At 51.3% G+C, this 22,750-nt stretch carries 22 protein-coding genes; 8 read left to right on the forward strand and 14 right to left on the reverse strand.

Features of this window, described 5'->3' with window-relative positions:
- Positions 1-89 precede the first annotated feature (89 nt).
- The gene (locus tag J5W70_RS08525) at positions 90-1,181 is read right to left on the reverse strand and encodes an MBL fold metallo-hydrolase (RefSeq protein WP_022397227.1); all 1,092 of its coding nucleotides are present in this window, start codon (positions 1,179-1,181) and stop codon (positions 90-92) included.
- Between the two features lie 127 nt (positions 1,182-1,308).
- Here J5W70_RS08525 and J5W70_RS08530 point away from each other — a divergent pair, with 127 nt between their 5' ends.
- Both J5W70_RS08530 and J5W70_RS08535 read left to right on the forward strand, forming a co-directional pair.
- On the forward strand, positions 1,309-1,689 hold the full coding sequence (locus J5W70_RS08530; protein WP_022397226.1) for an NADH-quinone oxidoreductase subunit A: 381 nt from the start codon (positions 1,309-1,311) through the stop codon (positions 1,687-1,689).
- Positions 1,690-1,919: 230 nt separating this feature from the next.
- Positions 1,920-3,080 carry an MFS transporter gene (locus J5W70_RS08535; RefSeq protein WP_022397225.1) on the forward strand — a complete coding sequence of 387 codons (1,161 nt, stop codon included), beginning with the start codon at positions 1,920-1,922 and terminating at the stop codon, positions 3,078-3,080.
- A 73-nt stretch (positions 3,081-3,153) separates the two neighbouring features.
- On the opposite strand, the gene J5W70_RS08540 is transcribed toward J5W70_RS08535, so the two are convergent.
- Positions 3,154-3,708, reverse strand: coding sequence for a hypothetical protein (locus J5W70_RS08540; RefSeq protein ID WP_022397224.1), 555 nt, complete (start codon positions 3,706-3,708; stop codon positions 3,154-3,156).
- On the opposite strand from J5W70_RS08540, the gene J5W70_RS08545 reads away from it, so the two are divergent.
- From J5W70_RS08545 to J5W70_RS08555, 3 genes are all read left to right on the forward strand, one after another.
- Positions 3,707-3,937 (forward strand): hypothetical protein, encoded by a 231-nt coding sequence (locus J5W70_RS08545; RefSeq protein ID WP_146016952.1) that lies wholly within the window; start codon positions 3,707-3,709, stop codon positions 3,935-3,937. The genes J5W70_RS08540 and J5W70_RS08545 overlap by 2 nt on opposite strands.
- A 327-nt stretch (positions 3,938-4,264) precedes the next feature.
- The gene (locus J5W70_RS08550; protein WP_146021380.1) at positions 4,265-5,647 is read left to right on the forward strand and encodes a tyrosine-type recombinase/integrase; all 1,383 of its coding nucleotides are present in this window, start codon (positions 4,265-4,267) and stop codon (positions 5,645-5,647) included.
- A gap of 418 nt (positions 5,648-6,065) precedes the next feature.
- On the forward strand, positions 6,066-7,994 hold the full coding sequence (locus J5W70_RS08555) for a hypothetical protein (RefSeq protein WP_022397222.1): 1,929 nt from the start codon (positions 6,066-6,068) through the stop codon (positions 7,992-7,994).
- Between the two features lie 845 nt (positions 7,995-8,839).
- Here J5W70_RS08555 and J5W70_RS12810 read toward each other — a convergent pair.
- The 6 genes from J5W70_RS12810 to J5W70_RS08580 all read right to left on the reverse strand — a co-directional run bounded on the left by J5W70_RS12810 (position 8,840) and on the right by J5W70_RS08580 (position 11,284).
- Positions 8,840-8,971: a hypothetical protein gene (locus J5W70_RS12810; RefSeq protein WP_257228270.1), complete on the reverse strand. Its 132-nt coding sequence runs from the start codon at positions 8,969-8,971 to the stop codon at positions 8,840-8,842.
- Complete coding sequence (locus tag J5W70_RS08560) at positions 8,958-9,326, reverse strand: hypothetical protein (protein ID WP_146021381.1); 369 nt, start codon at positions 9,324-9,326, stop codon at positions 8,958-8,960. Before J5W70_RS08560 ends, J5W70_RS12810 begins: the two co-directional genes overlap by 14 nt.
- Positions 9,327-9,457: 131 nt before the next feature.
- Entirely contained in the window at positions 9,458-9,628 is a 171-nt protein-coding gene (locus tag J5W70_RS08565) for a hypothetical protein (RefSeq protein WP_180973732.1), read from the reverse strand.
- The gene (locus J5W70_RS08570) at positions 9,625-9,957 is read right to left on the reverse strand and encodes a hypothetical protein (RefSeq protein ID WP_146020047.1); all 333 of its coding nucleotides are present in this window, start codon (positions 9,955-9,957) and stop codon (positions 9,625-9,627) included. Before J5W70_RS08570 ends, J5W70_RS08565 begins: the two co-directional genes overlap by 4 nt.
- A 12-nt stretch (positions 9,958-9,969) precedes the next feature.
- Entirely contained in the window at positions 9,970-10,821 is an 852-nt protein-coding gene (locus J5W70_RS08575) for a DUF932 domain-containing protein (RefSeq protein WP_180975916.1), read from the reverse strand.
- A 157-nt stretch (positions 10,822-10,978) separates the two neighbouring features.
- On the reverse strand, positions 10,979-11,284 hold the full coding sequence (locus J5W70_RS08580) for a hypothetical protein (protein WP_146020046.1): 306 nt from the start codon (positions 11,282-11,284) through the stop codon (positions 10,979-10,981).
- A 170-nt stretch (positions 11,285-11,454) separates the two neighbouring features.
- Here J5W70_RS08580 and J5W70_RS08585 point away from each other — a divergent pair, with 170 nt between their 5' ends.
- Positions 11,455-12,039: a DUF6088 family protein gene (locus tag J5W70_RS08585; protein ID WP_146020045.1), complete on the forward strand. Its 585-nt coding sequence runs from the start codon at positions 11,455-11,457 to the stop codon at positions 12,037-12,039.
- Positions 12,036-13,037 (forward strand): nucleotidyl transferase AbiEii/AbiGii toxin family protein, encoded by a 1,002-nt coding sequence (locus J5W70_RS08590; protein ID WP_180973639.1) that lies wholly within the window; start codon positions 12,036-12,038, stop codon positions 13,035-13,037. The genes J5W70_RS08585 and J5W70_RS08590 overlap by 4 nt, the downstream gene beginning before the upstream one ends.
- Positions 13,038-13,198: 161 nt before the next feature.
- On the opposite strand, the gene J5W70_RS08595 is transcribed toward J5W70_RS08590, so the two are convergent.
- The 4 genes from J5W70_RS08595 to J5W70_RS08610 are packed head-to-tail and all read right to left on the reverse strand — an operon-like array spanning position 13,199 to position 20,726.
- On the reverse strand, positions 13,199-13,918 hold the full coding sequence (locus J5W70_RS08595; protein ID WP_102731199.1) for a M48 family metallopeptidase: 720 nt from the start codon (positions 13,916-13,918) through the stop codon (positions 13,199-13,201).
- On the reverse strand, positions 13,915-17,046 hold the full coding sequence (locus J5W70_RS08600) for a type I restriction endonuclease subunit R (protein ID WP_102731198.1): 3,132 nt from the start codon (positions 17,044-17,046) through the stop codon (positions 13,915-13,917). Before J5W70_RS08600 ends, J5W70_RS08595 begins: the two co-directional genes overlap by 4 nt.
- A 21-nt stretch (positions 17,047-17,067) precedes the next feature.
- Positions 17,068-18,303 carry a restriction endonuclease subunit S gene (locus tag J5W70_RS08605; protein WP_180973638.1) on the reverse strand — a complete coding sequence of 412 codons (1,236 nt, stop codon included), beginning with the start codon at positions 18,301-18,303 and terminating at the stop codon, positions 17,068-17,070.
- Positions 18,300-20,726 carry an N-6 DNA methylase gene (locus J5W70_RS08610; protein WP_102731196.1) on the reverse strand — a complete coding sequence of 809 codons (2,427 nt, stop codon included), beginning with the start codon at positions 20,724-20,726 and terminating at the stop codon, positions 18,300-18,302. The genes J5W70_RS08605 and J5W70_RS08610 overlap by 4 nt, the downstream gene beginning before the upstream one ends.
- A 225-nt stretch (positions 20,727-20,951) precedes the next feature.
- On the opposite strand from J5W70_RS08610, the gene J5W70_RS08615 reads away from it, so the two are divergent.
- Complete coding sequence (locus J5W70_RS08615; protein ID WP_215832712.1) at positions 20,952-22,004, forward strand: restriction endonuclease; 1,053 nt, start codon at positions 20,952-20,954, stop codon at positions 22,002-22,004.
- A 69-nt stretch (positions 22,005-22,073) separates the two neighbouring features.
- Here J5W70_RS08615 and J5W70_RS08620 read toward each other — a convergent pair whose 3' ends face one another.
- Complete coding sequence (locus J5W70_RS08620) at positions 22,074-22,322, reverse strand: PD-(D/E)XK nuclease family protein (protein WP_215832713.1); 249 nt, start codon at positions 22,320-22,322, stop codon at positions 22,074-22,076.
- A complete protein-coding gene (locus J5W70_RS08625) occupies positions 22,319-22,747 on the reverse strand; it encodes a PD-(D/E)XK nuclease family protein (RefSeq protein WP_215832714.1) in 429 nt (142 codons plus the stop codon). Before J5W70_RS08625 ends, J5W70_RS08620 begins: the two co-directional genes overlap by 4 nt.
- Positions 22,748-22,750 lie beyond the last annotated feature (3 nt).

The following is a 22,750-nucleotide window of genomic DNA, read 5'->3' on the forward strand; positions in this document are numbered from 1 at the left end:
GGCGTGGCTGGCAGGCTTATGTTCCATGCCGGTGATGGCCGTGTTCGCCTGCGTGGGCGGCGTTTTGCCGGGAACTGGCTTTCTGCTGTTCAAGCTGGAGGATCCCCTTCTTGGGATTCTGGCGGGATATCTGGTTCTGATGGAAGCGGCTGGGGACTGGGTTCTCCATTTGATGGGAGCGTAAAGCCGTTGTCCGCGGCAATGAAGGATGCTTCCTCCACGCCTTCCCGGCGAAGGGCTTCCCGGAAATCGTCCAGCGTTTCCTGGTAGCCGTCGTCCGCTAGTTGCCAGGTGCCGAAGTGGAAGGCCATGCCCTGCCTGGCGCGCAGCGTTTTAAAGGCCCGGACTGCGTCGCGCGGCGACAGATGGACGCCTGCCATGAGTTCTTCCGGAAGATAGGACCCGATGGAAAGAAGGGCCAGGTCCGGAGAGCCGAGGCGGTCCCGTATTTCCGCGAAAAAGCGTGTCCGGGCCGTATCTCCGGCAAAATAAATTCCCGGGCCGTCCGCCGCGCGCAGGAAAAAGCCTCCCCACAGGGACCGGTTGGCGTCTCCGTGGAATGGACTGCGGCCGCTGTAATGCCGTGCGGGGGTAAAAGTCACGGTGGTTTCCCCATCCCCGGACGGCAGGGCGGCGGACTGCCACCAGTCCAGCTCGCGGATCTGCGCCTGTGCGCCGCAATGGCGGAGAAGCAGGCGGCGCAGCCCCAGAGGAACAAGAAAGATGGGGTGGAAGCGTTCCTCCAGCCTTTTCAGGGTGGGCGCGTCAAAATGGTCGTAATGGTCGTGTGAAACCAGTACGGCGTCCACCTGCGGCAGATCCTCCCATGCGATACCCGCGGGCCGCTTCCGTTTGGGGCCCATCCATGCCACGGGGCTCACGCGGCCGGACCAGACGGGGTCCGTCAGCACGTTCAGGCCGTGCAGCCGAATCAGGATGGTGGCATGATTGACCATGACGGCCTCCCATTGCCTCCGTTCCACGGGAACATGAAAGGAGGGAATACGGGCGTTTTCCGCCACGGACGGATAGGGGCGCGGACGGCGCGTGAGCATCCATTTGACGATGCTCCAGTGGCTGCGGTGCGGTATCGGTTCCGGAGGGTGGAACCGTTGCGCCGCCCGTTTTTCTAAGGAAAATGTGCGGCAGAGCCGTGACTGGAGGAAGGAATGCAGGGACATGGGGAACGCGGTTCATCATAACGGTTCCGGTTCCGGGAGGAAACGGGCGCCCCCGTCAGCATGAAAGCCGCTGCCCTTTTTAGTTTTGCTTTTCCGGGGCGTATATGGTACATCCGTGCCAGACGTCATGAATCAGGAATTCTTTTCAGTGCTTGTGCAAGTGGTGGCAGCCCTGGGGCTGGCCGGCATTATCTTGTTGCTCAGTATCTTGATGGGCAAGCGCTCCTCCGTGCGCAAGCCTGCGGACATTCCCTACGAATGCGGGATGATTCCCATGGGGGAAGGCGCTCCCATGTTCTCCGTGAAATTCTACATGGTGGCCATGCTCTTCGTCATCTTTGACCTGGAAGTGGTATTCCTCTATCCCTGGGCCGTCAACTTCCGGGACTATGTGATGATGAATCCGGAATCCTTCACGGCCATGTGCATCTTCATCGGCATTCTGCTGGTGGCCTACCTGTACGCGCTGGGCAAGGGGGCCCTGAACTGGCACCACGATCCCCGCTGACCCTTCCTTATTCCATTTCATCAAACGCCGTGCTCCGTCGGGAACGCGGCGTTTTTCATGTGGAAGAAAGGGGACAACCCTGGGAAATCCTATGGCGGGGAAAAATCCCCTTAAGGCTTATTCCTTGCCTCTATGTCTCTTTTGCGGATAAATTCTTATTGTATGAAAGATGATTTCTCTTGCCAGGGAAAGGGAATGGGGATAGCGTCTGCGTGACCAGGAAATCCAGCATGAATCTGCCTCTTCCCAAAACGACGCAGGGCGTCTACCGCCTGTCGGTCAGCACCTTCTATTTTCTCCAGGGCCTGGTATTCGCCAGTTGGGCGTGCCGTATTCCGGACATCAAGAATGCGCTGGGACTGAATGACGCCGACCTTGGCTCCGTGCTCTTTGCCGTTCCGGTGGGGCAAATGTCCGCCATGGCGCTGTCCGGCTATCTGGTGGGCCGTTGCGGCAGCCGGAGGATACTGATAGCGGCTTCCATCTTTTATCCCGCCGTGCTTGTGTATCTGGGCATGGCGTCCTCCTTCTGGGAACTGGCGGCGGGGCTGTTTTTCTTCGGGGTGGCCGCTAATTTGACGAATATCTCCGTCAACACGCAGGGCGTGGGAGTGGAGCGGCTGTACCAGTGCAGCATCATGGCCCGGTTCCATGGCTTGTGGAGCCTGGCGGGATTCTTCGGCGCCCTGCTGGGGGCGGTGATGGTGGACTGGAAGGTATCCACGGAAATGCACTTCATCGCCATTTTCCTGATGTGCATGGTCATTCTGGCCGTCTTTTCCCCCTCCCTCCTGCCGCGGGATGCACGCCGCTCCTCCACCCAGGGCGGAGGCATGTTCCGGAGCATGGATGCCTATGTCTTGGTGATCGGACTGATCGCCTTCGGAAGCATGGTGAGCGAGGGAACCATGTTTGACTGGAGCGGCGTGTACTTTGAAAGCGTGGTGCAGCCCGGTCCCGGACTGGTGCAGATGGGCTACGTGGCGTTCATGAGCACCATGGCCCTGGGACGCTTTACGGCGGACCGCATGGTGATGCGCTTCGGCCCCGTGCGCGTGCTGCGCGCCAGCGGCATTCTCATTGCCTCCGGGCTGCTGGTCTCCGTCCTGTTCCCCATGCTGTGGTCCGCCACGCTGGGCTTCCTGCTGGTGGGCTTCGGTACCTCCTCCATCGTTCCCCTTTGCTACAGCATGGCCGGAAAATCCAAAAAAATGATACCAAGCGTAGCCCTGGCCTCCGTCTCCACCATCGGCTTTCTGGGCTTCCTGCTGGGGCCTCCGGTCATCGGCCACATTGCCCATGCTTCCTCCCTCCGGTGGTCCTTCTCCCTCATTGCCCTGGTGGGGCTGGGCACGGCGTTCATTGCACCCTTCCTGAAAAAGTTCAGGTAGCCTCCCGGAAAAGGGAATGAAAAATTCAGGGTTGTCTGTTTGCCAGGGAGAAGGAAATGAACATGCGGGTGCGTCAATCAACGCAGCCGATATAGCCATTATTATCTATTCCGAAGCTTCCTGTAGGCAATTCTTCGATTTCCACGATGTTGTTCAAGAGAATGCCGCATTCCATCAATTTTTTGATTTCATCTCCGTACGAAACATTGCTGGTGGGGTGGGCATAGACTACATAGATTTTACGGGGGTCGGATGGATAGGCTGAATTGTCCGGGTAAAGGGACTGGATTGCTTGATCAATATCAGTTAGTGCCAGGTTGCCGCAATTGACGTGATGAACATGGGCGCATGCTTGAGCGCGTATGTCTGTCGATGTGTAAATGACTGAAACGCACGACAACAGGTTGGTGGAATACAGCATTGCTGGATTGGCGTCAAATGTTAACAGGCCTTTTTGATATGTAGTCAAAATATTGCGTTTTATTCCCTGTCTTTTCGGAATATATGGAGTTGGGCCCTGATAGTGGCGGGGGGACAGATGCTGACCGTATTGTTGGATGCGTGGTATGAAATTTCCGATATTAACGGGTTCGATTTTCCCTTGGGTACATGTATAAATGGTATGCATGATTATTTTTTATGTTGATAATAAGGATTTTAAATTAATTTTTAAGGAGGATTTTAAAATATTCTCTTTGCCGGGAGTACGAATTGACTTCCAAATGTACGGACAGGGCAGGCGAGTGCGAAGGGCGGCCGCCGGCTTTTCTGTTGGGAGTCGTCAGCCGGGTACTTCTTGTCATTACTGCGGAGTAATTCATCCAATCGCCTTATCTGATGGTAACAAGCGTAAATAATGATGAATAAGGCACTGGATTGTTGTTTTACATGGCGGCCAAATATCCGTGCATGATGTAGTTTGCATGGCGCAAATACCTTGTCAAATAGGGGCGAAAGCGGCGTGAAAGGGTCCAATTTTTCACCATAAACAAAAACCCCTCTTCAAGTTGTTTACTTAAGGGGGGTATAAATGGTGCGCCTGGCAGGACTCGAACCTGTACGCCTTTCGGCACCAGATCCTAAGTCTGATTCTGTATGATAATTATCAATAAGTTATATGACTGTACACACTTTGTACACACTTTTGGTTTGTCAATATAAATGATCATGGGATACTTTCAACCGTGAGAAGATCCCGAAAAAATCAATATGGTTCACATGCCTCTCTTTCCCCGAGAAAGCACCGGGGAAAGAGAAAATGGCTGGTGCGCGATATGTCCGGTGACCGGGAAACTCACCGACTCTTTGATTCCTATGAAGAGGCGCTGAAAGCCTATCAACGACTTCAGCATCAATCATTGAACGATATGTTGCCGGAACACTTGCGAAAGCAGGAATGGAGGGAACATGTAGATGAACAGGACTACAATGCTATTCTTTTATGGAGAGAATTCAGGAGCATCTATGATGAAGTAACCCAACAATCTTCTCTCCCTTTGTATCTGGTAGTACGTGAAGCCTTGAAGAACCTGAAGAGAGAAATAGCCAGTGGCGCGATTTATGGTCGGAAAGACGCTAATGGCAACTGGATGGTAACGCGTACGGACGAGGAAAATTTGAACAGGCTGGAAGAACTGACCAATTTGTTTTCTCTGACCAGATTCCTTGCGAACAAGAAAGAACAGGTCAAAGTTGACTTCAAAAGAAAGTTCGGCACCCTCGCAGAGCAATATCAGGAAGTGATCGATAAGAAGCTCGAATCTAACCTCATCAAAAAAGCCCATCATGACAGCATGATCATGGAACTGCAAAAATGGCTACTGGGATGGGAAGACCTTCCGCTCAATCAGATAATGCCGGACATGATTGAAGAAAAGCTGGCCTCATTCCGATATCGGAAACAACCACTCAGTAATGCTACCAAACGGCGTTACCGTACAACCCTGCATGGATTCTTTGTCTGGGCGCAGAGCAGGGACCTCATTGCGTATAACCCGGTTGAAAGAACGCTTGCTCCGAGAGCGGAATCTGTCCAGATTGGTATCATCTCTCCGTCTGAACTGAAGAAACTCCTGCAAGCTGCCCTTGAGCACGACAGAGGAATGTTGTTCCGATTGGTCCTGGTCGCCTTTTGCGGGCTGCGCCGTTCCGAATGCGTTAGAATAACACGGGATGCCATCCTTGATGAAAAGGATGAAGTATTTGTCTCGGCCTCAATAGCCAAAACCGGGAAACAACGTTTTGTTCCACTCCCTGCCGCTGCCAAGGCCTGGCTCGCCTTGGCGGAATATGAACCGGCTCCTGACGAAATTGACAGATTATACGAGAATCGCCATGGACGCTGCCTCAAAAAAATGGCAGAAATTGCAGGCATCACGCTACCGCATAATGCCCTACGCCATTCGTTTGCCTCATATGCCGCAGCCAAAACACACGATATACCCCGGGTATCCATGTGGCTTGGACACTCGGGAACCAACATGACGGAAAAGCATTACCGGGAAGGCGTTCGTGCTGCCGAAGGCGAAGCATGGTTCCATGTATTTCCGGAGGAAACTGGTCATTAACCTGCTGTTTTTGTTGACCTCCATCTTCAGATGTAGTAACTGGTTTTCGTTGTCCGTCGTCACCATTGAGCGCAGGACATCTTGACGCTCTCAAGCGTTTCATTGGGTTTTCTATAAACCCGGAACGTACAAGGAATGGTGGTCTAGCTCCTCATACCTGTTCCTTGAGTTCCACCCCCAGCGAGTTCGCCGGAGTTTCACGACAGGGGCATTTCTCATATTACTTAATAAGGTTAATTGTCCTGCATTCTTGATGAAGGCAGGCACTCCGGCATAGCCGGGAAGGAGACTCGCTGAGTCTCATAAAACTTGAACGGGAGATCCAAACGAGATCCCACATTATTTTCCCCCTTCAGTATCAAGAGCGCCTGAAGGAACTATTTTCATTAGCAAAGTATGCTCTTGCTTCATACTAATCATGAGTACCTGCAAAAAACAAAGGAAGCGTTCCGACGCATCAATCGAAGCACAATATACCGAAAGAAGAGGAAACTACACGCCTTTCTCTCGGATTATGCTTTCACTCTTCGAAGATCACAACCAGGCAGTTGTCTGGTTCTATCTTTACGCACGTGATTGTTTTACCGTGCATACCATCAGCTCAATCAGTAATGGGACAGGCATTTCCGTAAGAACCCTGCCTTCTGTGCTAAATGCCCTTGCGAAAAATCATTGGTGCTGTAAACAGCGTATACCCAAAAAGGAAGGAACTCCTCTGTATTATCATGACCTGCAAAACTGGAGGGCAAGGACCGCCTTCCCTGATAATTGGATCGAAGTAGCGAAAGGAGGTGTTCCTAGAGGTCTGAACCTTTGTGATCGTCAAAGGCATCAAGACATCTGTCTAAATATCAGAGAAGTTGACAAAAAAGGCATCAAACGCATAGAAATCCCCGTTCCCAACGGGCCAATGCTGGACACTCGACTTACTGCCAAGGACCGGGCATTCTGGCTCTGGTTATACATCCATTGCCAGACGACACCTCCGAAAAATCATACACTCAAGGCCATTCATCAGAAATTGCCTCATTTTTTGAACAAGAAGATCTCTGTGTCTGCGCTGAAGTCACGCCTTAACAAGTTACGCAAAGCCGGGTATCTGGAAGAATCACCTCTCCGGAGCAAGAGGGATGTTCGAGGTACCCTTTGTCTATACAAAGCTGTTTCGAACCCTCCTCTGAAGATACCTGATGGACGTCGGGTACGAATTGAAGCCATGCAAAACCAAGATGAAAATTTGCGGATGACCGAGATGAAGAATTGCGTCGTGAATAACAAAAGTCTGATAACGACAGGTCTCGGCACCGCCTCTGACCTGTCGTTACCGACGACTTCGACAGGAATGAATAGCTCGCCTGCGGCGGCAGGGCTGCGCCCTGACCGCCCCAGTCTCGACTCTTCCCCCGGGATACAGGGTGATGAGCCGCTAATCCCGGAATGGGTTCCTTATCGAAAGGAAGGAGAGGAGGTTTCCTTGCGGGAGCTGAACAGGCTGGTTCAACAGTGGCAGAGACATGCCATGGCCGATGTAAGAAAGGCTATTGCACTGTACAAAAATGAAGAGAACTTGCCTCCCGGTGCTATCATTTTATGGCTGCTTAAACATACCCATTGGGCCCGGCTTCTTTTTGATTCCACCATGACGGATTACGAAGACTATCTGGATGATCTCGGAGCGTTTGCCCTCAAGCGTTCGATCCCATTCGTTGACTGGATTGTCCAGAGATTCAGCACACGCAAACAACCGTTCAGTGTGATTCATGGAATTCATGATTCTCCCGAATTTTACCACCCTCAAGCGATAATCAGTTGGCAGTCAAAAATAACAGAACGTATATGCTGTATCGTATCTCTGTGCCCGGAAATGCTGTCGGAATTCAAGGAATGGCCAAAGCCGATTGACGGGTACCATATCCCCTCCTGGACAGAAAACGGGCTGCGGTCGTATTTGAAATATCAACGTGAAATCTGGCTCGATTCCAGTATTCAAGCGTGGAACAACGGCCCCTTTGACGAGAAAGGAATTCCGCGCTATTACGGCTTTGCTTCGGGTGGTATCGAAGCATATGTACTGGGGTGCTACTTGGGCAGAATCAAAATTCCAAATAAACAGGTGCAGGAATTTCATCAGTCACAAAACTGGAAAGAACTTTTCGAACATCCTGATCTTTTCAGATATCTGGAGGAGAAAGCGACAGACACCGATTATCAAATTTTGTTCGGAATGAAAAAACGGCAGCTCAATGCGTTAAAAACCGAGTTTGTCAGGAACCTTGTGGACGAACTCATGCAGTTGCGAACCTATGGACTTGACCTCATGAAATATCAGGGTGATTCAAAACAATAAACTGTTTGCAACAAGGAATTCATACAGGAAGTCCGCTGCGTGGCAGAATGTCCTCGATATTGGGGTATAAATGGCTTCAGAACGCCCCGTAAGGGAGCTGGCCTCATATCTCGCTCCGGAGAATAAACGGCCTGCCTGGGGCATCCTGGGGCTAAAAACAATCACAGCACCCGGAGAGCCGTCTCCGGGTGCTGTGAGAGAATGCTGCAAGATGGTCGCAATTATTCTGCAGAAGGGGATTTATTTCTTTTCGTTATCAGCAACGCCCTTCTTCTTTAGAAGAAGGGCGTGCAGAAAGTTTGCCTGTGCGGTTTTATTCCGGGAGGAATGATTCGCATGCGTGTTATCTCAAAAGTGGTGGCGCAGCGGCCTTACACACCATAACTCAAACCTCTGCAATCTGCTCCTAATCAATCATTAGCACCGAATATCCCTCATTAGACTGTTGCCATTCTGTGCCCTCAGTGTCACATTTACCCCTGTTTCAGTGCAGGATTTTGCAAGAAAATGAGACACGCAGTGTCACACTGGGTTCAACTACGATATTCTCGGAGGCTCATACAGCCCGGCTTCCCGGAACTGCTTGATCATCTCCTTATCCTGATACTCGTTGATCCATTTCGGAATAGCAGCTTTAACCGACTCTGGGGTATACAGTTTGTACTCGTACCTGTGTTTATCCAGACTGGGAGAGAACAAGTACTTGCAGACGTAGGCCCAGACATATCCGGGCTCTACATTACCCTCAATACGTATTCATAATCTGAGGCCAGAATCGGAACCTCCCTGCGACAGCTAAAAAACAGCTCTCCTTCATGATGAAGAAGAGCTGCTGAATGGAGGCCTTATCCGTCCTTGGCTTCCAGCGTCCTGACAATGGCCTGAGCCCCTCGTTTGTACACGGTCACGGCCAACAGCTCTCCGTCTTGAAAGACGGCCCAGAAGCGGGTGCCCTTGTACTTTTCAATCGTCAGCATCAGGCAACACCTCCTTTCCGGGATGATGGCGGGACTTGAGCAGATGTCTCAGTACGGCCCCGATATTGGCCTCATACATGTCCCGTGTGTGCTTGTTGCAGGCGACGGCATACAGATACCGGACATCAAGAATGTCGATGGCTTCACCGCAGAGCCGGATGCAGCTTTCAAGGGTAGCCAGCTCCGCCTCCGGAATCGGCGAATCCAGCAGGATGCTTTCGTCGTCGTCCAGAGACTTCTGCTGTTCTTCCGTCAGTTCCGGGAGATTCACCAGAGCCGTCATGGACGGCCCGTGAATCGTCAGCGTGCTCAGCCCCAGCGATGGATCGTTCTGATGACTGCTGCAAAGCGACACTGCCTTCCCGATCCGGGCCAATAGCTCCGTATCCACTTCCAGATACGTCCGTATCGGATCCGCTCGTGGAACGCAGTTGCGCGATGATGGGCATCGTCTTCATGTCTCGTTCTCTTCCTTTCCTGTCGGAGTTACTTGCAGAAGAAGGCGATGACGCCCATGAGCAACAGCACGGCTAGCAGGTACGGTGCTACGGCCACCAGAGCCGACAGGACGCCGACGACAATCGGTCCCAGCAGACACAGCAGTACGAGCGCCACCAGGGCGATCATGATGCCTTTCATGTTCATGACGTGCCTCATGCGGGAATTCTTGTCCGGGATGATCGACGAACCGGAGCGGCAGCGGACACCCATTGCCTGAGCGCCTGCCGTCCGGCATAGGTAATCAGCCAGCAATCGGACCGAAGCAGAAATTCCTCTTCCTTTGTGCGGATGATGAACTCCCGCCCGGCCAGACCTCGGACGGAATGCCTGACGCTTTCCTGCTTGATGCCATGGCATTCCGCCATGATCTCCTTGTCACTGCGTTCAAAGTCGCCGTGAAGGTACAGGAGAATGGACAGCTCCAGTCCGGTCAGGGACGGAGCCCGCCCCAGACGTTTCAACCGTAGATGTTGTTTTCTTCTCATGGTCGTTTCAGATCAGTTGTTCAGGGTATAGCTGTCGGCCAGATCCCAGAGCTCCCGGTTCAGGCGTGTGTTTCCGTCAATGCCATTGAGCGCACGCAGGGAGCGGCGACGATATACGCCGTCCGTCTGCGGTTTTAAAGGAACGCCTCCCCGGATCAGGTTTTCCTGAACCCGGTTGAAGCACTGCCAGACGGTAGCTGGTCCTCCCGCCGTAAAGCCGATGTCGTTCCAGCGCCGGGGCGACAGAAGGGCTTCGGGACGTATTTTGTCTTCGTAGTCGTCTCCCATTCGCAGCTGTGCCGCTTCATGAACGAAGTCCACCTGACGCTTGTAGGGTAGTTCGACTCCCTGCATGCGGTGAATGTCGTCCATGATCCGGGGCGTTTCAGAGGCCAGCCGGAGACTGGCGGCGATCACCTCTTCTCCGGTATGACCCATGTGACGAATGTTGATCGCGGCAATACGCGCCCCGACAATCAGACCGTTGGTACACACCAGCCGGAAGATACCGGCCATGAGCTGGTAGGAGCAGCTGCCGTTGTGACTGTTGATCATGACCACTTCGATGCGCTGCTCACGGTTGTGTTCCAGCACGTCCCGGTGGGCGAAGCGAATCAGGTGCTTGCGGGTGGGCGTGCCGTCCGATTTCCGGGTACGTTGTTCCTGAGCTCCGACGACGAGGAATCCAGCCTCTTCCATCTGGTCGAGCAGGGAGTCGGACGAGACGAAACGGTACTTCTCCGAACGGCTGTCGTCCTCACGGTCGGCAAAGACGGAGGGAGCGACACGCCGGATCTGGAATCTGTCCAGAGGGCTGTTATCTCGGTTACGATAGAGTTCACGTGTGGATGTACGAGTATTCATGTTCATTGATGATTGGTTTGTTGCAACAAAAAGCCCGCCTCCCGGAACAAAGCCGGGAGGCGGGCACAGGCAGGAAGCAGAGCATCTACTTCCTCAATGATATATGACGTGAAGAGAGGGGGATTTTCAGATGGATGTCTCCATCCGAAAGACAGGCTTATTCAATCGTATAGCCCCTTTTGCGATAGGCGTAGACAATGCTGCTGGTGTCATTGCCTCCTCCATTGAAGCCGGAGGCCCCAAGCTCCTGGAAATATCCTTCGATACTGCGTGCTTCATCAGCAGACCGGGATTGGCAGACGATGTAGTCGTCCTCCCTCCTGTCCACATTATGGTCCTGAAACAGGCGTTTTTCTGCATTGTTAGTTACTCCGATATAAACCTTGTTCCAGGTAATACCTCTATCTTCGAAGAAGGCGGTAATACTTCGAATGATCTGCTGTCTTTCCATGATGCTCTTCATGGTCTTTCTGATCAACCAACGAGTCATCACGCCTGAATCGTATGATGGATTGCCCGAAATACATGATGTCAGAAATCGTGCAAGTATATATCTTGACCTTATGTCAGAGATCGTGCAAATTATTTACAGCTCCTCAGAAAGATATGAACTTGTCCGCAACCAGAATCGACATGCTGAAGCAAATCAAAAAGCGATTTGCCTTGGGAGATGTGTTCTCAGCTGTAGACTTGAAGGAACTTGGTACCAGGGCTGCTTTGGATCAGTCTCTTTCCCGGCTGGCAGAGAGAGGATGTATTGTCAGGATTGCAACCGGGTTGTATTACATGCCCCGAATCAGCAGTTATTCTCAACGGCCATTGCCTCCGTCTCCGGATCAGATCATTCAGGCTCTGGCTCGTAAAACAGGTTCCCGCATCATGCCGACAGGGGCAAGCCTTGCCAACAAACTCGGGTTGAGCGATCAGGTTCCCGCCTCTTATGAGTATTTGACAGATGGACGGTCAAAAGAGTTCCGTATCGGGGCTTTGCAAATCAGGTTACGCCGCACGGCCAAAAACCTGATGGATTTGTCAGGCACCATCATGGGAGAAGTATATATGGCATTGCGTTTCCTCGGTAAGAATCAGACTAGTGTGGAAGAAGTGCGTTCCCGCTTGTCTCAAAACCTTTCATCGAACGATAAGAAGCAACTCAACCGGTGGGCACCCCAAGCTCCTGAATGGATGCGTCCCATTATCTGCAATTTGCCGTCATGATTCGTTATTTTCAGCTTGTCCCCGAACAGCAGCGTGATGTGCTTGCTGAAACTCAGAACCAATTAGGTTTGCCAGCTCTCTTTCTGGAAAAAGACTACTGGGTATGCCGGGTTCTGGATATGTTGTTTGAAAACCAAGCGTTAGAGCCTCATTTGTGTTTCCGGGGTGGCACATCCTTGTCAAAAGCCTTTCATTGCATCCAGCGCTTTTCTGAAGACATAGACATTGCTTTGTCTCCTGCGTTCTTTTCAGACATGCCCAGAGAGTTGCTCCCCGTTCCTGGTGAATCTTCGTCGCAGCGTGATCGCAAGCAGCGCAAGATGAGAGAGTATTACAGGAATCTGATGTGTGACTTCATCCTGCCAGCCTTACAGCAATCCTTTGACTGTCGTGGTATTTCAGGGGTTCGTTTTGAACTGGAAGATCTCAGTAAGGCTCGCGACCCGTTCGTTCTTTTCATTCATTATCCTTCCGTGCTGGAACATGATGCCGGTTCCTATGTGGCTCCGGCGGTCAAACTGGAACTAAGCGGCAGAGCAGAGACAACACCTTCCTCTCCTGCTGAAATCGACTCCTATATAGCCCAAGTTTTTCCCGAACTGGCAGAACCTGTTTCTCTGCAAGTCGTTTCTCCCAAACGAACCTTTTGGGAAAAGGCGTTCATTCTGCATGAGGAAAACGTGCGGGGAGGCCCAAGCAAACCACGGTTGGCCAGACACTATTATGATCTGGACGCCCTGATCAGAAATGGCATGTACGACAACTCTTTGTTTGAACAAATCAAACAACAACGTGCAGTCAATTATGGATATTCATGGATCGATTACGAACATCTGGGTCCTTCCGATATGAATATCCTGCCTCCTGATGATCACAGTTATCAGTCCTGGGCTCGTGACTACATCCAAATGAAACCGATGTTGTTTGGCGAAATTGAAGAGTTTACCGCCATCGTACAGCGTATTCGGAACTTTGTGGAATCGGAATTCAGTAAATGATTTCAGATAAAAAGAAGCATACCTCACGGCAGATTTCGGAATAGACTTCATTCCTTTACCTCCTTCCCCGCCCTAAGCATTTCGTCCCGGGCTGAGAATGGAAACACTCGAAGGTGATTCTTACTCAAGCAATCATGATGTATTGTGTAGAAACAAATGAATTATTCCGTCATTTCCTCCCAAACCTCTTCGCCCAGAGGAGCCAGATTCAAGACATCCTTCAAATGTTCCCACATGGGCATGTGGGCTGACAGAAGAGCTTTGAACCGGGGAGTGTGGTTCGCTTCAAAGAAATGAATCAGTTCGTGCAAAATCACGTATTCGATGCATAAAGGCGGCTTTTTGATCAGGTCCATATTGAGCTGGATGCGATGGGCATCCGGAGCACAAGAACCCCACTTTGTCTTCATTTTTCGAATCGTGAATACTGGTACCGTCAATTCAAGGCGTTTGCACCATTTGACAAGCAAGGGCGTTACCATGTCCCGCAGTTGATGACGGTACCACGCATGCAGGAGCTCTTCACGATTGCCGGGGGTCGTTTCAGCGTAAACGTTCATCACGAAGAATTTCCCCTTGGGTTCGATGCAGTGGGGTTCTCCTGAACGGATATGAACCACCTTCAAACGATAGCGGCGACCCAGAAAGTAATGCGTCTCTCCCGATTCATACGTGCGAAGGCTCTGGCGTTCCTGATCATCGAATTCCCTGCGTCGTGCATGAATCCAGGTCAACCGCTGCACAGCGGCCAACCGCACGGCATCCTCGTCCATCGCCAGCGGGGCGGTGATTACGACTTCACCGGATGGAGGGCATACCGACAGTCTGAGGTGCTTGACGCCTTTCCTTACGATGCGCACATTAATGCCGCCGACCTTCATGATCTGCCGTAATGTTGTACCGCCAGATTGAAGACAGTCTCGATCATTTCCTCGTTGATATCGAGATCGAATTCACCAGCCAGTTCTTCCATTCCTTCCCGAATCAAGACGAAAGCCTCACGATAACGTGTCGAAACGGGGTCATTAAATCCCGCCTGCATTCCGGCGCACTTCCTGTCCATTATCAGTGCAAACTGCTCCGGGAATCGTTCTGCATGCCTGCGCGGAACAGGGGCATTGTCGTACAAGGCCTTGAGCCGTGGCGTATTGATTGGTTGCGGGCGCGGACGCTCTCCGCCTCTTATCTTTTTAGCCAGTTCCACAACGCCATCCAGAAAATCCTTGTACTCGATGGCTCCTTTCTTGTGATCTTCCAATAGCCGAATCAACAGCGTTCCCATGCTGTCGTAGAATTTGGGATTGAGCGAACGTTTCTCCGTAATCTCCTTTTTCAAGTTGTTGCCGATACTCTCCGCCGCGTGCTTGCCCGTCTTTTTTTCGGTGTCGCGGATGATTTCTTCCGTCCGGGTAACCAGCAGCTCGACCATTCCCATATCCTCCATCGTAGAGACGCTTTCCGCGTCCGAAGCATGCACATAGGTATCAATCAGATTGCGCATTTCCGCTTCATACATCTTCATGTCGATGTAGTCGCCACTTGCACGCTTTACGGCATCTCTGGCATCAATAAAGTGTTCGACCTCCTCCCGGAGCAAAACAATCTGGTCCTTGCTGTACCCGGCCAGATCAAGCTCATCGCACACTTTGGCATAGGCTCGCATCAGAGCCGCCGTTCCCGTATAGAGTTCGATGCGTTGGCGTTGATGTTTTTCCAGGTTTTCGCCCATACAGAAATAGGACAGATACTCATCCTGCCCCTTCGGTTCCGCGACGGGTTCACAAAGAGCACGCAACCGGTCGAGGCGCTGCATCAGCAATTTGTTCGCTTCTGTGAGCCGGTCTTTGAGCAGTCCTTGCACATCGGCGGATTCATAATGCTCGAAGGCCTCCGCCGTGAAAGATTTGACCGCTTCCCCCAGACTCAGGAAGAGATCCTTGTAGTCGACAATATAGCCAAATTCCTTGCTTTCGCCGTCCAGTCGGTTGACGCGACAAATCGCCTGAAAGAGCCCGTGATCCTGCATTTTCTTGTCGATATACAGGTAGGTGGCCGGAGGAGCATCAAACCCCGTCAGGAGCTTGTCGACGACGATAAGCAGTTTCATACGCCCCGGCTCCTTGATGAACATTTCTTTAACCTTGCTCTCGAATTTTTCGCAGGCGGTAACGCTTGCCGTCTGAAAGCCGAAATCCTTCAGCATCTGCTGGCAGGTCTCATATTTGAGCATTTCCTCGGATTGCTGGGCTGCCCCCAAGCCTGCTGTCCGCGAAGCTTCGTTGGAAGCAATGTACGAACTGACCACGGCACACTTACCCTTCAATTCCGTTCGTTGAAAAATCTCGTAAAATCGAAAAGCCTGATAAATATTGTCGGCGACCAGCATGGCGTTTCCGGCATCCATGCGCAGCCGGGGATCACGATCCATGTCCTCGCAGATATTGGCGGCGATGCGTTCCAGCCGCTCCCGGCTGCTGTACAGGGCCTTCATCGTCCCCCATTTTTGCTTGAGCTGGTATTTTTGCTCGTCCGTCATGCCGGTCGTCAGCCGTTCGAACCTCTCATCGAGTTTGATATCTCCCTTGGGAGAAAAATCCTGATCCACATTGCGAGCTTCGTAACGCAGGTCAAGCACGGCGCCATCCTTGACCGCTTCGTCGAATTTGTATGTATCAATGAAATTACCGAAGGTTTCCCGGCTGGTTTCCTTGTCCGACTTGAACAGAGGCGTACCTGTAAAACCAATGAAGATACCCGAGCCCAGCAGTCTTTTCATGGCCTTCGCCAACTTGCCCGATTGTGTGCGGTGACACTCGTCGATGAAGACATGCAAGTCGCCCTTGACCTTGAAATCGGCAGGAATCGTATCATCCCATTCTCTGATGATGTCATCAGTATCTCCTTCGCGCAGCCCGAATTTGTGGACGAGTGAGCAAATGACGCGTTCTTCCGCCCGGTTGAGTTTGGCGAACAGATCCCGGCTGGATGTTGTCCGGTAAGAGGTAATTCCGGCCTGGTTAAAGTTGCGGTCGATCTGTTCATCAAGCTCCGTGCGGTCGGTAATCACCAGCACACGGGAATCGGGGGTGTTGCGCAGAATCCATTTTGCCAGCCAGATCATCAGCAGGCTCTTGCCGCTGCCCTGCGTATGCCAGATGATTCCTCCTTCGCGCCGCCTCAGGTACTCCTGTGTCTTTTTGATTCCCCGGTACTGGTGGGGGCGAGCCACCTTTTTGATGCCGGCGTCATAGACCACGAAATCGTGGATGAACTCCAGCAGGCGTTTCTGTGAGCAAAGTTCCCGAAGGTGTTCGAGCAGATGGTTGACTGGCGTATCTTCCTGATCGCGTTTCCATGTCAGGTAATACTTGGGGGGCGTTTGAGTCGTCGCATAGCGCAGCCCTTCCGTCTCATTGGCTGCCATGACGAGCTGCACAGTCGAAAAGAAATGCGGAATTTCGCCCTCGTGCTGGTTTGTCTGATTTTGCCGGATCGCTTCATTCACGGTCACGCTGCCGCGTTTGAGCTCCAGTACGGCCAGGGCAATCCCGTTGACATACAGGACGACATCCGGGCGGCGCGTCGTCTTTCCGTCAGCCCGGCGAACGCTTACCTCTTCCGCTACGGCGAATTCGTTATTTTCCGGGTGATCCCAGTCGATAAGGGGCAACGTGGTGTGAGATTGGCCCACCTCGCGGTTGATTTCCACCCCGTAATACAGCAGAGAATAAACAGCCTTGTTTGTCTCGTAGAGAGAACAGGAAGGATTCGAAGCGGCACGCTTCAATGTCTGAATGATTTTGGGAGCATAGACAGCACTTTCCCCTCCGCGCCGTTCCAGCCAGGAACGCAGCAAACCTTCTTCGATGGGAGACGTGCGGGCATTTTCCGGAGATGCTTTCCAGTTTCCCAGATACGTGAATTGCAGATGATCCCGGAACAAGGCCACAACCTTGTTCTGTGTCACACGTTCGGCTGCCCCGAGTTCGTTGTATGTGTCGTCCTGCATGATGGTGTAAAGAAGAAGTATTTAGATCAAGCGGATGCGTCCCGTCAGCAGTTCCTGCATCATACCGCGTTTCATGTGGTTAAGTTTCTCAAGTTCCGCTTCGAGGGTTTCTATTTCATTATCCATGTCAGAAAGGACTTGCGCAATGGCTTGTTGTTCGGAAAAACGAGGACAATAAATCCATAATTTTTTCAGAGGTTCACGGGTAATTTGAGGTTGTGCTCCACCCGTAATTGATCCTAAAATTTGTGAAGTGTATTTCAGAAAATATGAAATAAACTTGTTATCTATAAATTCTTTATTTTGTATACGAACAACCATGGCATTACCGGTAATCCAAGCATATGGAGATGATATATTGATTGTGCCACATGTATTTCCTCGACATGTAATCATAATCTCTGATTCTTTGTGATTGTATTCGTGATAACGTCCTATAATACCATTTGCACCATAAACTAAATAAGGACCAGAGTCATGCATTTCATTTTGAGAAATTGTTTTAGGCTGATATAAGTCGGAAATATCTCCTAACTTTTTCACCACCCAATCATCCGGAATATCTCCAATATCCGTATGCTTCCAGCCTTTGGTTTCATACCCCGGGAGGCGCACTCGCCCGGAAAGAAGATACTGCATGGTTCCTTGCTTGATGTCCCGTTTTTTAGCGATGAGTTTTTTCTGCGCTTCAATCAACGCGTCCATGTCCGAAAGAACTTCGGTAATGGCTTGCCTTTCAGAAGAAGGAGGGAAAGGCATTTTAATAACTCTTACTTGGGAAAAATTGAGTCCCTCTCTATTACCTCCAGCTTGAAATGCTTTGATTTGATTTTGAACTAAATTAGACAATATATTTATATTAACAAATTTTGAATCATATTGATCACATAAACGTATAATACACACATGTTGATTAACGTTTCCACCAATCAAATCGTCTCGTAACACAACCGAAGATCTACCTATTGAGGCTCCTGTTATATTAAGTAAAATATCCCCCCACTTTACCTCAGTAGATAACTGTTTTTTATGTATATGATCATTTATGTAAACTATATCATCCATTATGAAATTTCCCCAACCAACATTTTGGCTTCGAATAAACGGATGCCCATTTGTTGAATAGACGAGACTGCCTCCACTGGGTGTTATTCCACTGCCAACTTTATCAGTGATATGATCAATATCTAGTACATCCCACTCTTCAGGAATTACCCCGACTTCAGTTTTTTTGTACCCTTTGGGAATACTACTCATCTCTGACTCCCCTCCCATGTCAGCCCCATTTTCTGCAAATGGGCGGTTACCCTATCCTTGAGTTCAACAACGTTCTGCTCAATCTCCGGCAACGGTGTAGCATAACGATCCGCCAGAATCTTCAACTGCTGCGCAAACGTATGCATCACTCGTTCCGCATCTTCGTGGATGCTGGAACGAAGAGACGCTAACCACTTTTGATTCACGACAATCATTTTCCCCTCGTCTTCGGTCAGAGCATCACACGCCTGCCGAGTACGAAGGTTTAGCTTCGTTTCCAACGTTTTGATGTCGGATTTCAATTCATTGACGCTTGTCTTCCGGGCGAGAAAATCCCGGAGGAAGGCCAGTTCTTCTGCTCTCAGCAAATCTCCTTTGATCTCCTTGATACGGCTTTTCAATGCCGCAAGATCGACTTTTTCCCACTGGAAGAAGAAGCCGTCCTCTCCCAGTTGTTCCTCTTCCTGCGAATCAAGCTCTGTCTGTATTTGTTCGGCTTGCAGTCGTTTTTGGTGAAGCTCCTCGACTTCATCCGGGAAGAAGTGCTGTTGCAGCAAGGTCTCCGGTAGAAGGGGGCTTTCCCATCCCGTGATTTTTTCTTTCCCCTTTTTGTCTGTTTTGGTCAGGTTGCTGGTCTTGAAGATCCACCCTTCGGCCGCGATGAGGTAGACATCATCCCGCATCGGCTCTTCCCAGTAGTCCATCAGGCGCTGGTACACATCGTATTCATCTACAAGGTGCATGTCGTGGAAGAGTTCGCGCAGCGAGTCGCCCAGCGTACGAATGAAGTCCTTCGCATGCACGCCGACATGGAGCCCCATCATGAGCTCGCGGGTCTGCTGCATCCAACGCGACAAGCGATTTTCCACCGCAGTGCGGAATTGCTGAAATTCGGGACTTTCCAGAATCAACGAACGGATATTTCCGGACGGTACATTCAATACACTGTACCCGACATGAACGGACGGAGAAAATAATTGTGTACGCAACTGGGGGAATACCTGCCAATAATCGTCCAACTCCCGGAGATCGTCATCGGGAATCCCCCCGTTGAGATGAGCAAAGAGGTTCTGCCGCACTTCATCATTCGAAGAGTCGATGTATCTCGGAAGATTCAAGTTGTAGTCATTGGCATCAATTTCGGCCAAGGGAACCATGCGGGAGTACCCCGGTATCTCCTGACATTCATGGAAGACATCCATGGCCTTCTGGATATCCTGCTCGCGCAGACGGTTCTTCGCGCCGTCCTTGATGAAGCCTTTGCTGGCGTCGATCATGAAAATACCATCCCGGGCGGCGGCGTTTTCCTTGTCCAGAACAATGATGCAGGCGGGAATACCCGTCCCATAAAACAGATTCGGCGGCAGGCTGATGATAGCCTTGATGATGCGTCTCTTGATCAGGTTCCGGCGGATATCCGCCTCTGCGTTGCCCCGGAACAGAATGCCGTGGGGAAGAATGCACGCGCCCTTGCCCGTCTTGGGCTTCATGGACTTGATGATATGAAGCAGGAAGGCATAGTCTCCGTTCTTTTCCGGGGGAATGCCGTCCTCGAAACGGTGATAAAGATCGGCAGCAGGCTCGAACCCCGTCATCCAGTTCTTTTGCGAAAAAGGCGGATTGGCGACCACGTAGTCGAATGTCCGCAAGACGTCTCCGTCCTTGAAGCGCGGATTGGCCAGCGTGTTGCCATCGTGAATGACGGCGGTATCCTGCCCGTGCAGCACCATGTTCATCCGGGCAAGGCCGGCTGTGGAACCGTCCTTTTCCTGCCCGTGGATGGATACCTTGACAGGGGAAGCCTCTGCCGCCCGCAGCAGGAGAGAGCCGGAGCCGCATGCCGGGTCATAGAGAGTCACCAGGCTTTCGCCGTCCGCAGGGCGGTTACTCATGCCGATGACGGCTGCAATCAGGCGCGAAACTTCGGCAGGGGTATAAAACTGGCCTTTCGATTTCCCTGACTCCGTGGCGAAGTTCTTCATCAGGTACTCGTAGGCGTCGCCCAGAATATCGTCCCCATCGACACGGTTGGATGTAAGATCCAGCTCCGGACGGCTGAAGATAGCAAGTAGTCTGGCAAGTTTCTCTTTTTTCTCTCGGGCGTCACCCAGCTTGTTGCCGTCGTCGAAATCTGCCACATTGATATTGCCGATCCCCGCATTGGCCGAGGTGATCTTCTCGACCATCTTATTCATTTTGTCGCCCAGATCGTCCTCGTGGCGGATGGCATACATGTCATCGAAGCTCGCACCCCGGGGAACCACGATCAGGGACCGGCGTCCGGCCTTGTGTAAATCGCTGATGTATTTGATGAACAACAGAGTCAGAATATAATCCTTGTACTGGGAGGCATCCATACCGCCGCGCAATTCGTCGCAGGCAGACCAGAGTGAAGAGTATATTTGGCTTTTTTTGATGGGCATAAGATGAAACAGATGTAGAACTACAGAGACAAGTACCATACAAAGCGGTATCCAGCCATCTCATTCAGAGTATTTCATCAAAAATTTGTTCCGCACTTATTGGATGCACAATCATGCGGCCCCATGCTGACCTATTCGGTACGGATCGTACTCAGATAAACGGGAAGCAGAGATAAAAGAGATTGCCCGCCCCGGAAAGGATGGTAACCTATGACAATTCCTGAGATGAGCCGCCTTCTTGATTCCGTTTATTTACTTCTGCAAAAATCTGTATCTCCCATGCGTCCTAAAGAACTTGCCGCTGCACTCATCCAACGGGGAATGTGGCAATCTCAAGGAAAGACTCCCGACGCTACAGTCGGAGCGCGTATCTATGAGGATATCAAAAAGCATGGAAATCAATCCCGGTTCATCAAGGCGGCAGAAGGGCTCTTTGCGCTTAACCCGAACGTGAAAATCGAATTGTCGGACTCAGGGGAAAAGGCAGGAAAAGCGGTTAAAAGGAAACAACCGGAGAAGTCAGCAGGTTCCTATTCTTTTTCGGACTGTGCGGAAAAAGTCCTCCTTCACTTTTCAGGGAATGCCCCCATGCACTACAGGGATATTACCAGCAAAGCCCTGGAGTTGGGGTGGCTCAAGACGGAAGGGCTGACTCCCGAGGCCAGCATGTACGCGCAAATCCTGACAGAAATCCAGCGAAGAGAAAAACAGGGGAAGATCCCCCGCTTCGAAAAGTTGGGCAATGGAATGGTTGGGTTGACCATCTGGAAATCAACCGGCTTGGAACGTCACATTGATTCGTTCAATGATAAACAAAGAAAAGTCCTGATGGAACGGATGATGCAATTAAACCCGCAGGATTTTGAGGAATTGATTACTACTCTGTTGAGTAAAATGGGATTTTCCGAAGTGAGCAGGACTCCCTATGGCGGAGACGGGGGCGTTGATGTGCGAGGCATTATGACGGTACATGATGTCATTCATATCAAGCTGGCCGTACAGGCCAAACGATGGAAAGCCAATGTGCAGTCTCCTGTCGTCCAGCAACTTCGCGGCAGCTTGGGGACGGACGAACGCGGCCTGATTGTGACGACTTCCAATTTTTCCAGAGGCGCCAGGGATGAAGCGAGGCGCACCTCCTCCCATACCCCCATCGATTTGATTGACGGCGACCAATTGGTTTCTCTTCTTGTGGAATACAATCTGGGAGTCAGAAAGAATCGTTACCAGCTTCTGGAACTGACTCCTTCCTTCTTCTCTGATGAGGAAGAAATATAGATGTGACAGCTAAAAAGAAGCCAGCCACACCTGATGGCAGGCTTCTGAATCGACAGCATCTCCATCCCTTTACTGCCTGCACCACCCGGAACATTCCTTCCTGTACTGGCACCAGGAGCATTGCATCCCGGGCTGGGGATGGAAACGTTCAGTAGTGATGCCTTCACAGGCAATCCTGTACAAGTCGGCGATGCGTTGCTTGCGCTGTTCGTTGGCTGGGTGAATCTTGACCCGGATCACCTGGGGCATCTTCGTCTTGACCAGGTAGATCAGATCCAGCGACGGAGGCGTGTCTCCCGTGGCTTCTTCGATCATCATCTGATAGGTAACCAGCTGGAGTTCGTGGTCAAAGGCGCAGGAACGTATCTTCTGTCTCGTTTCTTCGTCGACGTAGTCACCGGGCCTTCCGTCTTCTCCAACTCCAGAAAGTGGGCGGAGAAGGCTTCTTCCATGGCCGTCTCACTACTGTCCTCTTCCCGCCATCGGGCGAGGTTGAAGGACTGGAGTGTGGCGTGGATGGCCTTGCCGACATGCGGGGCAACCGTCGTCGGCTTCCGTATCTGTGCTACCCTCTCGAAGAAGAAGCGCAGAGAACACGACAGATACGATTTGACCGAGGAGGGAGACAGGTAGTCCGGGCGGATGGCAGAAGGAGAAGAAGCCTCCGAAGGAAATTTGTTCACCAATGCGATAGCCGGGTGCAGGGAGGATGAACGTATGGGACAGGTTACGGGAGCAATCATAGG

Origin of the sequence: Akkermansia massiliensis (assembly GCF_018847375.1) — a bacterium.
GTDB classification, from domain to species: Bacteria; Verrucomicrobiota; Verrucomicrobiia; order Verrucomicrobiales; family Akkermansiaceae; genus Akkermansia; species Akkermansia massiliensis.